Source organism: Streptomyces canus (assembly GCF_041435015.1).
Taxonomy (GTDB): Bacteria; Actinomycetota; Actinomycetes; order Streptomycetales; family Streptomycetaceae; genus Streptomyces; species Streptomyces canus_G.
Genome location: NZ_CP107989.1, coordinates 2,059,235 through 2,073,325, shown reverse-complemented (window position 1 = coordinate 2,073,325; position 14,091 = coordinate 2,059,235). Strand labels below are relative to the sequence as shown.

Here is a 14,091-nt window from a genome sequence, read left to right as displayed (position 1 = left end):
CCGCATCGTCCCGAAAAGTACGCCCGGAAGAACGTGTTCTGACAATACTTGACCCGATTGGGCCGTCCGATGCGCTCGAACGCTCTCAGATCAACGTGAGTTGGGTAGGTTCGGACATCGGCGCGACCTCGGGTTCCGGCTCCCGGATCCGTCGCGGCATCCCCGCGCCCGCGGGACCGATGCCGTACTCCTGGGCCAGCTCGTGGACCTGACGGGTGATCCGGCGCTGGTACCACTTCGGAGCGTAGGCGCCGTCCGCGTAGAGCCGCTCGTAACGGCGCACCAGATACGGGTGCTCCCGGGTCAGCCAGGCCATGAACCACTCCCTGGCGCCCGGCCGCAGATGCAGCACCAGCGGGGTGACCGACGTGGCTCCCGCGGCGGCGATCGCGCGCACCGTGGCCCGCAACTGTGCCGGCTGGTCGCTCAGGAACGGGATCACCGGCGCCATCAGCACCCCGCACCCGATCCCGTGCTCGCCCAGTGTCCGTACGACGTCCAGGCGCCGCTCCGGAGCCGGGGTGCCGGGCTCGACGGTGCGCCACAGCTCGGGGTCGGTGAAGCCGACCGACACGGAGATCCCGACGTCCGTCACCTCCGCGGCCTGTGTGAGGAGGTCGAGGTCCCGCAGGATCAGCGTGCCCTTCGTCAGGATCGAGAAGGGGTTCGCGTGATCGCGCAGGGCGGCGAGGATGCCCGGCATCAGGCGGTAGCGGCCCTCCGCGCGCTGGTAGCAGTCGACGTTGGTGCCCATCGCTATGTGGTCGCCCGCCCAGCGGCGCGAGCCCAGCTGGCGGCGCAGCAGCTCGGGGGCGTTCACCTTGACCACGATCTGTGAGTCGAAGCCGAGACCGGTGTCCAGGTCGAGATAGCTGTGGGTCTTGCGGGCGAAACAGTAGACGCACGCGTGCGTGCAGCCCCGGTAGGGGTTGACCGTCCACTCGAAAGGCATGCGGGAGGCGCCCGGCACCCGGTTGATGATCGAGCGGGCCCGGATCTCGTGGAACGTGATCCCGGCGAACTCGGGCGTGTCGAAGGTACGGCTGACCACCGCGTCGGCGCCGAACAGGGCGGCGTCGGCCCGTCCGTGTTCGGCGGACTCGGTGAGGTTCTCCCAGCGCATGAGGCCTCCTCGGTAGCACTGCCCCTCGAGTGAAACACTTGTTCGAATTTCTGCGCAACCCCGATTTGGGCGCCCGTGGGCGCGGGTGGTTGGCTTGCCCCGACCCCGAGAACTTGAAGTCCTGGAGGAAGTCGATGGCGCAGGTCGAGGCCACTACGGAGCGGATCGTCGCGGCGGACGCGGAGAAGGTGTTCGACGCCGTCGCCGACTACAGCGGCACGCGCGGGAAGGTGCTGCCCGAGCAGTTCAGCGAGTACGAGGTGCGCGAGGGCGGTGACGGCGAGGGCACCCTCGTCCACTGGAAGCTCCAGGCCACCAGCAAGCGCGTGCGCGACTGCCTCCTGGAGGTCACCGAGCCCACCGACGGCGAGCTCGTCGAGAAGGACCGTAACTCCTCCATGGTCACCACCTGGCGGGTCACCCCGGCCGGCGAGGGCAAGTCCCGCGTCGTCGTGACCACCACCTGGGACGGTGCCGGCGGCATCGGCGGCTTCTTCGAGAAGACCTTCGCGCCCAAGGGCCTCGGCCGGATCTACGACTCCCTCCTCGGCCGGCTCGCCACCGAGGTCGAGAAGTAAGTCCCCGGCGCTCGGCGGATGTTGATCTCGGTCACCGGATCGAGTGGATCTCCGTAGGGCCTCCCGGTATGCCGTAACTCGTCGCGCTTGTTCGTAGTTGTCGCCTAAAGCGGGAATTGCGTGGCAGGCGCGACGAGGGGAGCGGGACGTGGGCGTGACGACTCCGGTGCATGAGGAACGGGTCGAAGCGCCCCCCGAGGTACCTACGCCGCCCGTCGAACTCGGCCCGCGGCGGGTGCGGTTGGTCTTCTTCGGGCTGATGCTCGCGCTGCTCCTCGCGGCGCTGGAGCAGATGATCGTCGCCACCGCGCTCCCGAAGATCGTCGGTGAGCTGCACGGCCTGGACCGGATGTCCTGGGCGATCACCGCCTACCTGCTCACCGCCACGATCGGACTGCCGGTCTACGGCAAGCTCGGCGATCTGCTCGGCCGCAAGGGCGTCTTCCAGTTCGCGATCGTCGTGTTCGTCGTCGGCTCCGCGCTCGCCGGACGGGCCGGGACCATGGACCAGTTGATCGCCTTCCGCGCGGTTCAGGGTGTCGGCGCGGGCGGTCTCATGATCGGGGTGCAGGCGATCATCGCCGACATCGTGCCGCCCCGGCGGCGCGGCCGCTTCATGGGCCTGATCGGCGCCGCCTTCGGACTGGCCTCCGTCGCGGGCCCGCTGCTCGGCGGCTACTTCACGGACCACCTCTCCTGGCGCTGGTGCTTCTACATCAACGTGCCCTTCGGTCTGCTGACCCTGGCCGTCGTCACCGCCGTACTGAAGCTTCCGAAGCCCCGGGTCACGCCGCGGCTCGACGTCCTCGGCACCCTCCTGCTCGCCGCCGCCTCCACCTGCCTGGTCCTGCTGACCAGTTGGGGCGGGACCGAGTACGCCTGGGACTCGCGGGTCGTCCTAGGACTGGGCGCCGGGGCCGCCGCCTCCGCGGTGCTCTTCCTCGTCGCCGAGCACTTCGCCGCCGAACCCCTCATGCCGCTGAGGCTGTTCAGGGACCCCGTCTTCAACGTCACCGCTCTGGTGGGCCTGGTGATCGGCGTCGCGCTCTTCGGGGCGGCGAGCTATCTGCCGACCTTCCTCCAGATGGTCGACGGGGCGAGCGCCACCGAGTCCGGACTGCTGATGCTGCCCATGATGGCCGGGATCGTCGGCGCCTCCGTCGTCTCCGGGCAGCTCATCAGCCACACCGGCCGCTACCGCATCTGGCCGATCCTCGGCAGCGCCCTCTCCGTCGTCGGCATGTGGCTGCTGTCCCGCCTCGAGGTCGACACACCCCGGCTGCACTACAGCGTCTGGATGGCCGTCCTCGGCGCCGGGATCGGCATGGTGATGCCGGTGCTGATCCTCGCCGTGCAGAACTCCGTCCGCCCCGCCGACCTCGGCACCGCCACCAGCGCCAACAACTACTTCCGGCAGATCGGCGGCAGCGTCGGAGCGGCGGTCTTCGGCACGCTCTTCGCCGACCGGCTCGCCGACGCGCTCACCGAGCGGCTGCCGACCGGTGCCGGGCTGCCCGACCCCGAGTCCATCACCCCGCAGCTCGTCCACGCCCTGCCCCCGGCGCTCCGCGACAGCTACATCCGGGCCTACGCCGACGCCATGCCGAGGATCTTCCTCTACCTCGTGCCGGTCCTCGCCCTCGGCCTGTTCATCGCCTTCTTCCTCAAGGAGAAACCGCTGGTGACCCACGATGCCCCCGAGACGGCGACCGCGCCGGTGAACGCCACGATCCCGCAGTCGCGTCCGCCGTACACCGGCACCGCCGGGCCCTCCGTCCGCGGCACCGTGCAGCACTGCGACGGCACCGTCCTGCCGCGGGCCGCGCTCACGCTCATCGACGTGGCCGGTGCGCAGATCGGGCGCGGTGCCAGCGGCGAGGACGGGCGGTACGCGCTGTCGACGCCCGGACCGGGGACGTACGTCCTCATCTCCGCCGCGGGCGGCCACCAGCCGCAGGCCGTCTCCGTGACCGTCGGCGAGCGTCCCGTCGAACTGGACATCGTCCTCGGCGGCGCCGGACGGCTCGCGGGCCGGGTGCGGACCGCCGACGGCACGCCCGTGCGGGACGCCGCCGTCACCCTCACCGATGTGCACGGCGAGGTCGTGGCCACCACCCGCAGCGGAGACGAGGGCGGCTACGCCGTCACCGAACTGGTCGCCGGGGAGTACACCCTCGCCGCCAGTGCGCCCGCGTTCCGACCCGCGGCGCTCCCCGTCACCGTCCAGGCCTCCCGGGAGACCCGCCAGGACGTCGAACTCGCGGGCGGCGCGGTGCTGCGCGGCACCGTGCGGGCCGGTGGCGGACGGTCCGTCGAGGACGCGCGCGTGACCCTCCTGGACGTGGCCGGCAACGTCGTGGACACCCTCACGACCGGCCCCGACGGCGGTTTCCGCTTCGGCGACCTGTCCGGCGGCGAGTACACCGTCATCGCCGCCGGATACCCACCGGTCGCCACCGTCCTCCAGGTGGGCGGAGGCGGCCGGACGGAGCGGGATCTCCAGCTCGGACACGGAGACTGACGGAGTGTCAGGACGGGGGCGCGCGCCGGTGCGATCCGGTCCGGCCAATTCCCGCGTTGCCGCACACCGTGCTGCCCGGCGCCGTACGGTGGAGCAGGCGGGCACAGATCTTGCGGAGAGAGGGCCTGGGCCATGGACCGTGGCACCGAGAGGGGCGCACCTCCCAGCCGCGGAGCTGGGAACGGCGCGGCGGACGGACCCGCCGCGGCCGGACGTGTCCCGCTGGCCGTGGTCGTGGTGGACCGCGACGGCATGGTCTCCCACTGGAGCCGCGGCGCGAGCCGCTTGTTCGGCGCCACCAAGGAGGAGGCCATCGGCCGCTCGGCGGCCGACCTGCTGCCCGTCTCCGGGGCACTCGCCGAGGAGGACACCCCGCCCTACGGCGTGTACGCGGCCTACGACGGACTCGGACCCGATCTCGAGTCCTCTCTCGACGGCGGCCTTTCCTACCCGGCCGCCGGACGCGCGCGTCTCACCGTGCCCGGCGCGGACCGCGTGGACGTCCTGTGGTGGGCCTACCCGCTGGTGGGCCCCGGCCGGGAGCGTCTGCTGGTGCTGGCCGCCGACGCGGGTTTGCTCCACCAGGACCTGGACCTGGACGAAGGCACGGTGGCCGTCGAGCGGATCGCGCCCGCCTTCGCCCTGCACACCGACTTCCCGGGCGCCGACGAGCTCGCCCGCGGGCTCCCCGAGATCCTGCCCAGCATGAGCGTCGGCGAGAGCGCCCGCATCGTCGCGCAGGTCCTCGAACTGGGCTATCCCGTCATGGAGTTCAGCCAGAACGACCGGGTGCCCGTCACCCCCGACTGGGGCGTGCCCCGGCGTGCCGAGCGCAAGGCCCGCCGTGAGTGGGCGGCCCGGGCGGCCGCGGAGGGCCTGCCGTTGCCGCAGGACGACCTGGACGAGGGCGAGGACCTCGAGTACGTCGCCGTACGCGAGCGGCTGGAGTTCCTCAACGAGGTCAGCGGGAAGATCGGCACGTCCCTCGACCTGTCCCGGACCATCGTCGAGGTCAGCAGGGCCGTCGTGCCCCGCTTCACCGATGTCGCCGGCACCTATCTGCGCGAACAGGTCGTCGCCGGTGAGGGGTTCCCCGACGGGGTGCCCGACACCACCACCATGTGGCACCGGGTGGCCCTGGAGCACACCGACGAACCCGGCCGCTGGGACGATGTCGTGCCGGTCGGCGAGGCCATGCCGTTCCCCGCGCACACGCCGTTCTTCCAGTGCATGACCACCGGTGAGCCCGTCCTCGTGCCGCGGATCAGCGAGCAGATGGGGCACGCGATCGCCTCGCAGTTCGAGAAGCGGGACATCAGGCCGCTGATCACCGGCCGCTCCATGCTGGTCGTACCGCTGAAGGCCCGCAATGTGGTCCTCGGCTTCATGATCCTGCTGCGCCACCCCGAGCGCGTCGAGTTCAACGACATGGACCGGGTCACCGGCGCCGAACTCGCCGCCCGCGCGGGCCTCGTGCTCGACAACGCGCGCATGTACACCTTCCAGGAGTCCGTCGCCGAGACCCTCCAGGACAGCATGCTGCCGCACATCCCGCCCCGTATGGCGGGCTGCGACATCGCCACCCGCTATCTGCCGGGCACGCTCCTGGGACGTGTCGGCGGCGACTGGTTCGACTCCGTCAAACTGCCCGGCGCGCGTACGGCTCTCGTGGTCGGCGACGTGATGGGGCACGGGCTCAACTCGGCTGCCATGATGGGCCAGTTGCGGACGGCCGTACAGACCATGGCGGCGCTCGACCTGCCGCCGGCCCAGCTGCTGCGCAACCTCGACGACCTCGCCCAGCGACTCGGGGACACCTACCTCGCGACCTGCCTCTACGCCGTCTACGACCCGATCGCGAGCGAACTCCACATCGCCAACGCGGGGCATATCCCGCCGGTGATCGTGCGGGCCGGGGACGGGCGCAGCGAGCTGCTCGACCTGCCGACCGGGGCGCCCATCGGTGTCGGCGGGGTGCCGTTCGAGGCGATACGCGTGCGTGTGGCGCCCGGTGACCGGCTGCTGATGTGCACCGACGGGCTGGTGGAGGTGCGCGGCGAGGACATCGGGGTCGGTCTCGCGACGCTCACCGAGTCCGCCGCGCATCCGGCCGCGTCCATGGACGACGCCTGCGACGCCATCATCCGCGCGCTCAACACACGCGGCGGCCGCAAGGACGACGTGGCGCTGCTCATGGCCCGGCTCAACGGCATCGAGCCGGACGACGTGGCCGAGTGGCGGATCTCCCTGGATCCGGTCGAGGTGGGGCGGGCCCGCGCGGTGGTGCGGGAGCAGCTTCACGACTGGGGGCTGGGAAGGCTGGCCGACGGCGCCGAGCTCATGGTGAGCGAGCTGGTGACCAACGCGGTGCGGCACTCCCACAGCCGTCCCGTCGAGCTGCGGCTCGTGCGGGGGGACTCCCTGCTGTGCGAGGTGGACGACGACGACCATGAGCTGCCGAACCTGTTGAGTGCCGGACCCACCGATGAACTGGGGCGGGGACTCAGGGTGGTCAGTACGCTCGCCCGGGAGTGGGGGGCGAGTCGTACGAAGGCCGGGAAGACCGTCTGGTTCGAACTGACCCTGCCGCGTCGCTGATCGGCTGTCCACGGGCGCTCGCTCGAACTGGCAGTGAAGGAATGCGCCATGCGCTTGTCCGCGCAACCTCGGCGCGATACACCGTACTGGCCTGTCAGATGTGGCGGGTTGTGTTCGCATCCTGGGGAGTTGGGCATGAGCGTGAGCGGTCGGTACCGGGAGTCCTGGGAGGGGTTCTGGCGGGAGGCCCCGGGACGGCAGGGGGCCGTGTTCTGGGATGCGGAGCCGGTGCTGACCGCCGGGGTCCACCTTGCCCACTTCGAGCCGCTCCTGGTCGACGCCGGGCTGCCACTCGTGGACCTGGGTTGCGGGAACGGCACCCAGAGCCGTTTTCTCGCCGCCCACTTCACCCAGGTGATCGGCGTCGACCTGTCCGCCGCCGCCCTCGATCGCGCCCGCGACGCCGACCCCGAGGAGCAGGTGACCTACCGGCTGCTGGACGCCTCCGACAAGGCCGAGCCGGAGAACCTGCACGCCGCACTCGGCGACGCCAACGTCTACATGCGGGGCGTGCTGCACCAGGCCGCGCCCGAGGACCGGCAGCAGATGGTCGACGGGATCGCCACGCTCGTCGGGGAACGCGGCCGGGCCTTCCTCGTCGAGCTCTCCGAGGCGGCCAAGGCCGTCCTCGTGGGCCTCGCGCAGAGCCCCGACGGGCCGCCCGCCAAGCTGGCGCCCATCTTCGCGCACGGTATCGCCCCTGGTGAGGTGGCCGACGAGGCGGTGCCGGTGTACCTCGGGGCGGCCGGGCTGACGATCGTGGCGAGCGGTGAACTGCCGCTCATCACCACCGAGTACCGGTCCGACGGCACCCGGATCGAACTGCCGTCGAAGTGGTGGGCGGTGGGCCGCGCCGCCTGACGACCGGGCCGGCCTCTTCCCTGGAGGCAGGCCTTACCGGCGCACCTGGGCCGGCACCGCGCCCGTGCCGGGCGGGGTCTTCCGGAACGCCCACTCCATCCGCGGCTCCATCACGCACCGGAAGACCCGCCGCACGGGCGCGGTGCACAGCGCGGTCACCACCACGGCGGCGACGACGGTCACGGCGATCGCGCCCAGTGGCGTGTGCGCCCAGTGGTGGCCGGCCCAGTCGAAGTGGTTGCCGGCCTGGACGACGAAACCGTGCAGCAGATAGCCGTAGAGCGTGCCCGCGCCCAGGGTCGTGAACCACATCCGGCGCCCCGGCACCCAGGACAGGAAGCAGGCGACCAGGACCAGCGAGCAGCCGAAGAGGGCCAGCGTCATCAGCGGCCCGTACCAGGCGGGCACACCGAAGTCCTCGGCGGCGTCGCGGTGGAAGAACCAGGCGTAGTCCATGCGCGGGACCGCCCAGTAGGAGAACACCAGCGCGGCCGCGAGGACCGGGACCGCGAGGATGCGCACCCGCCACTGCCGTACCAGCGAGAAGTGCGCGGGGCGCAGACACAGACCGAGCACGAAGTACGGCAGGAACTGCAGGGTGCGCTGGAGGTCGAGGTCGTTGCCGATGGACGGGCTCAGGGTGGCGAGCGCGGCGAGGGTGAGCGCGATCGGCAGCGGCCACCGCACGCTCCGCCAGATCGGGGTGGTCAGCCGCCAGATGAACAGGGCCGCCAGGAACCACGTCAGGTAGAGCGGGTCCAGGAGGCTGATCTCACGGTCCGGGACACCGTCGGACCACCGGGTGAAATAGGTGTACGCCGTCTCGAACACGACGTAAGGGACGACGACGCCGGTGACCAGTCGCTTGATCTTCGCCGGGCTCGCGTCGAAGGAGCGGGAGAAGTAGCCCGAGATGATGATGAACGCCGGCATGTGGAAGGCGTAGACGATCGTGTAGAGCGCGGTGACGGCACGGCTGTCGGAGCGCAGCGGCTCCCAGGCGTGCCCCATGGCCACCAGCACGATCGCGAGGTACTTGGCGTTGTCGAAGAACGCGTCGCGCTGCTTCGGGCGTCCGGGCGGGTTCCCCGGCGCGGTGGTCGCCGTCGTCCGTCGTGGCGCCTGTACGGGCTGTGCGGTGTCGCTCACGCTGCTCCCTGTCCGTCTCCTGTGGAACCCGCGAGGGAGGATACGCGTCTTCCAGGGGTTGCCTGTGCGGCAGGGGGGAGCGGCACAAGGACTCGCCTCACCACCTGCGGGCGACGCAAACCTCCGCGACGCGTAACGTGGCGGACCATGAAGATCCTGATCAGCGCCGACATGGAGGGCGCGACCGGAGTGACCTGGCCGGCCGACGTGCTGCCGGGCACACCGCAGTGGGAGCGGTGCCGGGCGATGTTCACCTCGGACGTGAACGCCGCCGTGCTGGGCTTCTTCGACGGGGGCGCCGACGAGGTACTCGTCAACGAGGCCCACTGGACCATGCGCAACCTGCTCCTGGAGCGGCTCGACGAGCGCGCGCAGATGCTCACCGGCCGGCACAAGGACCTCTCCATGGTCGAGGGCGTCCAGCACGGCGACGTCGACGGCATCGCGTTCCTCGGCTACCACGCGGGCGCGGGCCAGGAGGGCGTTCTCGCCCACACCTACCTCGCCAACTCCATCACCGGGGTGTGGCTGAACGACGTGCCCGCGAGCGAGGGACATCTCAACGCGCACGTGGTCGCCGAGTACGGCGTCCCCGTCGTGCTCGTCACCGGCGACGACGTGGCCTGCGAGGACGCGCTCGGCTACGCCCCGCAGGCACTGAAGGTCGCGGTCAAGGACCACGTCTCGCGCTATGCGGCCGTGTGCCGTACGCCGACCCGGACGGCCGCCGACATCCGGGCCGCCGCCAAGGAGGCGGCGCGGCTGGCGACTCGTCAGGAGCCCGTGCAGGCAGGGCCGTTCACGATCGCCGTCGAGTTCGACGCCGAGCATCTCGCGATGGCCGCCACCGTGGTGCCGGGGGTGCGGCGGATCGGGGAGCGGAAGGTGGCGTACCCCAGCGAGACCATGTACGCGGGAATCCGTACCTTCAAGGCGGTCACCACCATCGTCTCGGCCGCCGTGGAGGAGCAGTATGGCTGACCAGCAGGCACTGGACGAGGTCGTCCGGTTCACCTCCGACCTCATCCGCATCGACACCACCAACCGGGGCGGCGGCGACTGCCAGGAGCGCCCCGCCGCCGAGTACGCGGCCGAGCAGCTGGCCGGGGCGGGCCTTCAGCCGATGATGCTGGAGCGCACCAAGGGCCGTACGAACGTCGTCGCCCGTATCGAGGGCAGCGACCCGTCGGCGGACGCGCTGCTCGTCCACGGCCATCTGGACGTCGTGCCCGCCGAGGCCGCCGACTGGAGCGTTCACCCCTTCTCCGGGGAGATCCGCGACGGCGTCGTCTGGGGGCGCGGCGCGGTCGACATGAAGAACATGGACGCGATGATCCTGGCCGTGGTGCGGGGCTGGGCCCGGCAGGGCGTACGGCCCCGGCGGGACCTCGTGATCGCGTTCACCGCCGACGAGGAGGCCAGTGCCGTGGACGGCTCAGGGTTCCTCGCCGACGAGCACCCCGAGCTCTTCGAGGGGTGCACGGAGGGGATCAGCGAGTCGGGGGCGTTCACCTTCCACGACGGCGCCGGGCGGCAGATCTACCCCATCGCCGCGGGGGAGCGCGGCACGGGCTGGCTGAAGCTCACCGCGCGTGGCCGCGCGGGGCACGGCTCCAAGGTCAACAAGGAGAACGCGGTCACCCGGCTCGCCGCCGCCGTCACCCGCGTCGGCGAGCACGAGTGGCCGCTGCGGCTCACCCCGACCGTCCGCGCGGCCCTCGCCGAACTCGCCGCGCTCTACGGCATCGAGACGGACCTCACCGACGTGGACCGGCTGCTGGAGAAGCTGGGCCCCGCCGCCAAGCTGGTCGAGGCGACCGTCCGCAACAGCGCCAACCCGACCATGCTGGAGGCCGGTTACAAGCTCAACGTGATCCCGGGGGAGGCAGTGGCCTACGTCGACGGCCGCTATCTGCCCGGCGGCGAGGAGGAGTTCCGGGCGACCCTCGACCTGCTCACCGGACCTGACGTGGACTGGGAGTTCAGTCATCGCGAGGTCGCCCTCCAGGCGCCGGTCGACTCGCCGACGTACGCCACCATGCGTGCCGCCGTCGAGGAGTTCGCGCCCGAGGGGCATGTGGTGCCGTACTGCATGTCCGGCGGCACCGACGCCAAGCAGTTCTCCCGCCTCGGCATCACCGGGTACGGGTTCGCGCCCCTGAAGCTCCCGGAGGGCTTCGACTACCAGGCCCTGTTCCACGGGGTCGACGAGCGCGTCCCCGTCGAGGCACTGCACTTCGGCGTGCGGGTACTCGACCGCTTCCTGCGAACGGCCTGAGCAAGTGGGGGAGAACGTGCAGACGTCGGCATACGGTTCCTGGCCCTCGCCCATCGACGCGGCGCTCGCGGCCGCGCACGACGGGCACCCCGAATGGCTGGGCTTCGTCGGGGACGAGGTGTGGTGGACCGAACCCCGGCCCACCGAGGGCGGCCGCCGCACGCTCGTGCGTAGACGCGCCGACGGGCAGGAGGAGTCGGTGCTGCCCGCGCCGTGGAACGTGCGCAGCCGGGTCATCGAGTACGGCGGCCATCCCTGGTCCGGCGCGGTGGTGGCCGGCGAACCGCTCGTCGTGTTCGTGCACTTCGCCGACCAGCGGCTGTACCGGTACGAGCCCGGGAGCGAGCCGCGTCCCCTGACACCCCTCTCCCCGGTGGGCGGCGGACTGCGCTGGGCGGAACCGCAGGTGAGACTCGACCTCGGTGAAGTGTGGTGCGTCCTCGAGGAGTTCACCGGCGACGGACCCACCGACGTCCGCCGGGTCCTGGCCGCCGTACCGCTCGACGGCTCGGCCGTGCGGGACCGGGACGCGGTGCGCGAACTCACCGACGACCGCCACCGGTTCGTCACCGGCCCCCGCATCTCCCCCGACGGCTCGCGCGCGGCCTGGCTGGCCTGGGACCACCCGCGCATGCCCTGGGACGGCACGGAACTGGTCGTCGCGGACATCGGGCCCCACGGCACGCTCGTCGAGCCCCGCACCCTGGCCGGCGGTCCGGAGGAGTCGATCGCCCAGGCCGACTGGTCGCCCGATGGCCGTCTCCTGTACGCGAGCGACCGCACCGGCTGGTGGAACCTCTACCGCGACGGCGAGCAACTCTGCCCGCGCGAGGAGGAGTTCGGCGGCGCCCTCTGGAAGCTCGGCCACCGCTGGTTCGCGCCCCTGGACAGCGGACTGATCGCCGTCGTGCACGGCAGCGGCTCGACCGCCCTCGGGATCCTGGACCTTGAGACCGGCGAACTCGTGGACGCGGCAGGGCCCTGGACCGAGTTCGCGCCCACCCTCGCGGTGCACGGCGAACGGGTCGTCGCCGTCGGCGCCAGCCCCCGCACCGCCTACGAGGTCGTGGAGCTGGACACACGCACCGGCCGGGCCCGGGTGATCGGCGCCCCGCACGACGACCCCGTCGACCCCGTGTACTACCCCGAGCCCCTGATCCGTACCTTCACCGGTCCGGACGGCCGCGACATCCACGCCCACGTCTACCCGCCCCACCACCCCGGACACCGGGCGCCGGGCGGCGAGCTGCCGCCGTACGTCGTCTGGGTGCACGGCGGACCCACCGGGCACGCGCCCCTCGTGCTCGACCTCTCGATCGCCTACTTCACCTCGCGCGGCATCGGCGTCGCCGAGGTCAACTACGGCGGCTCCACCGGGTACGGGCGGGAGTACCGCAACCGGCTGCGCGAGCAGTGGGGCGTGGTCGACGTCGAGGACTGCGCCGCCGTCGCGCTCGCCCTCGCCGACGAGGGCACCGCCGACCGCGACCGGCTCGCCGTCCGCGGCGGCAGCGCGGGCGGCTGGACCGCGGCCGCCTCGCTCACCGCGACCGACGTCTACGCCTGCGGCACGATCGTCTACCCGATCCTCGACCTGGCCGGCTGGGGCACGGGGGAGACCCACGACTTCGAGTCCCAGTATCTGGAGAGCCTGGTCGGACCGTTCGCCGAGGTCCCCGGCCGGTACGCGGAACGCTCGCCCGTCGAGCACGCCGACCGGGTCACCGTGCCCTTCCTGCTGCTCCAGGGCCTGGACGACGTGATCTGCCCGCCCGCGCAGTGCGAGCGGTTCCTGTCCCGGATCGCCGGCCGGCGGGTGCCGCACGCGTACCTCGCCTTCGAGGGGGAGGGGCACGGGTTCCGTCGGGCCGAGACCATGATCCGGGCTCTTGAGGCCGAACTCTCCCTGTATGCACAGGTGTTCGGGCTGAACCCGCCCGGCGTACCGACATTGGAGCTCGTCAAGTGAAGGAACTCGTCAGGCCCTCCAGACTCACCCCGGGCGCGCGCGTGGCCGTGGTCGCGCCCAGCGGGCCGGTGCCGGAGGAACGGCTCCAGGCGGGCCTGGACATCCTGCGCGGCTGGGATCTGGACCCCGTCGTGGGACCCCATGTCCTCGACCGGCACGGCGAGTTCGGCTACCTCGCGGGCACCGACGCCGACCGGGCGGCAGATCTCCAGAACGCCTGGTGCGACCCGTCCGTGGACGCCGTGCTGTGCGCCCGCGGGGGATACGGCGCGATGCGCATGGTCGAACTGCTCGACTGGAACGCCCTGCGCGCGGCCGGTCCCAAGGTGCTGGTCGGATTCAGTGACGTGACCGCGCTGCACGAGGCGTTCGCCGCCCGGCTCGGCCTGGTCACGCTGTACGGTCCGATGGCCGCCGGCTTCGACTTCATCAAGAACGCGCGGGCCCAGGAGCATCTGAGGTCCACGCTGTTCGCGCCGGAGACGGTCCGCACGATCGCCTCCGGTGGCAGGGCCCTCGTCCCCGGCCGGGCCCTCGGCGTCACCCTGGGCGGCTGTCTGTGCCTGCTCGCCTCCGAACTGGGCTCCGCTCACGCCCGGCCCGGCGCGCGCGGGGGCCTGCTCTGCCTGGAGGACGTCGGCGAGGAGACGTACCGCCTCGACCGCTATCTGACCCAGCTCCTGCGCGCCGACTGGCTCGACGGGGTGCGCGGGGTGCTCCTCGGGTCGTGGGAGAGGTGCGAACCGTACGAGAGCGTGCGCGCGCTGCTCCTCGACCGGCTCGGCGGACTCGGCGTGCCCGTCGTCGAGGAGTTCGGATTCGGCCACTGCGAAGGGGCGTTGACGATCCCCTTCGGAGTGGCCGCCGAGCTCGATGCCGACACGGGCACGCTGACGCTGGCAGAACCCGCCCTCCGCTGAATCTCCGTCAGAAACACCCGGTCGGGCGATTGACCTCCTCTGACACGTGTCACACCATGACTACCGGTCGGTAAGTCTCGGGTTGTGTCCCCAG

10 protein-coding genes are annotated in these 14,091 nt (G+C 71.6%); 8 read left to right on the top strand and 2 right to left on the bottom strand.

Annotated elements, in window-relative coordinates; translation table 11 throughout:
- Nucleotides 1-85 precede the first annotated feature (85 nt).
- A complete protein-coding gene (locus OG841_RS09390) occupies nucleotides 86-1,123 on the bottom strand; it encodes an Rv2578c family radical SAM protein (protein ID WP_328641849.1) in 1,038 nt (345 codons plus the stop codon).
- Nucleotides 1,124-1,257: 134 nt separating this feature from the next.
- On the opposite strand from OG841_RS09390, the gene OG841_RS09385 reads away from it, so the two are divergent.
- From OG841_RS09385 to OG841_RS09370, 4 genes are all read left to right on the top strand, one after another.
- Nucleotides 1,258-1,701 (top strand): SRPBCC family protein, encoded by a 444-nt coding sequence (locus OG841_RS09385; protein WP_266557389.1) that lies wholly within the window; start codon nucleotides 1,258-1,260, stop codon nucleotides 1,699-1,701.
- Between the two features lie 148 nt (nucleotides 1,702-1,849).
- Complete coding sequence (locus OG841_RS09380) at nucleotides 1,850-4,222, top strand: MFS transporter (protein WP_371564440.1); 2,373 nt, start codon at nucleotides 1,850-1,852, stop codon at nucleotides 4,220-4,222.
- Between the two features lie 132 nt (nucleotides 4,223-4,354).
- Nucleotides 4,355-6,820: an ATP-binding SpoIIE family protein phosphatase gene (locus OG841_RS09375; RefSeq protein WP_371564439.1), complete on the top strand. Its 2,466-nt coding sequence runs from the start codon at nucleotides 4,355-4,357 to the stop codon at nucleotides 6,818-6,820.
- A gap of 135 nt (nucleotides 6,821-6,955) precedes the next feature.
- On the top strand, nucleotides 6,956-7,681 hold the full coding sequence (locus tag OG841_RS09370; protein ID WP_371564436.1) for a class I SAM-dependent methyltransferase: 726 nt from the start codon (nucleotides 6,956-6,958) through the stop codon (nucleotides 7,679-7,681).
- Between the two features lie 33 nt (nucleotides 7,682-7,714).
- Here OG841_RS09370 and OG841_RS09365 read toward each other — a convergent pair whose 3' ends face one another.
- Nucleotides 7,715-8,830 carry an acyltransferase family protein gene (locus OG841_RS09365; protein ID WP_328641853.1) on the bottom strand — a complete coding sequence of 372 codons (1,116 nt, stop codon included), beginning with the start codon at nucleotides 8,828-8,830 and terminating at the stop codon, nucleotides 7,715-7,717.
- 147 nt (nucleotides 8,831-8,977) lie between these two features.
- Between OG841_RS09365 and OG841_RS09360 the strand changes: the two genes are divergently transcribed.
- From OG841_RS09360 to OG841_RS09345, 4 genes are read left to right on the top strand one after another with little or no spacing between them, the layout of a single operon-like run.
- Complete coding sequence (locus OG841_RS09360; protein ID WP_328641854.1) at nucleotides 8,978-9,811, top strand: M55 family metallopeptidase; 834 nt, start codon at nucleotides 8,978-8,980, stop codon at nucleotides 9,809-9,811.
- On the top strand, nucleotides 9,804-11,108 hold the full coding sequence (locus tag OG841_RS09355) for a M20/M25/M40 family metallo-hydrolase (RefSeq protein WP_328641855.1): 1,305 nt from the start codon (nucleotides 9,804-9,806) through the stop codon (nucleotides 11,106-11,108). The genes OG841_RS09360 and OG841_RS09355 overlap by 8 nt, the downstream gene beginning before the upstream one ends.
- A gap of 4 nt (nucleotides 11,109-11,112) precedes the next feature.
- Nucleotides 11,113-13,077 (top strand): LpqB family beta-propeller domain-containing protein, encoded by a 1,965-nt coding sequence (locus OG841_RS09350; protein ID WP_371564433.1) that lies wholly within the window; start codon nucleotides 11,113-11,115, stop codon nucleotides 13,075-13,077.
- The gene (locus tag OG841_RS09345; RefSeq protein ID WP_371564431.1) at nucleotides 13,074-13,997 is read left to right on the top strand and encodes a S66 peptidase family protein; all 924 of its coding nucleotides are present in this window, start codon (nucleotides 13,074-13,076) and stop codon (nucleotides 13,995-13,997) included. Before OG841_RS09350 ends, OG841_RS09345 begins: the two co-directional genes overlap by 4 nt.
- Nucleotides 13,998-14,091 lie beyond the last annotated feature (94 nt).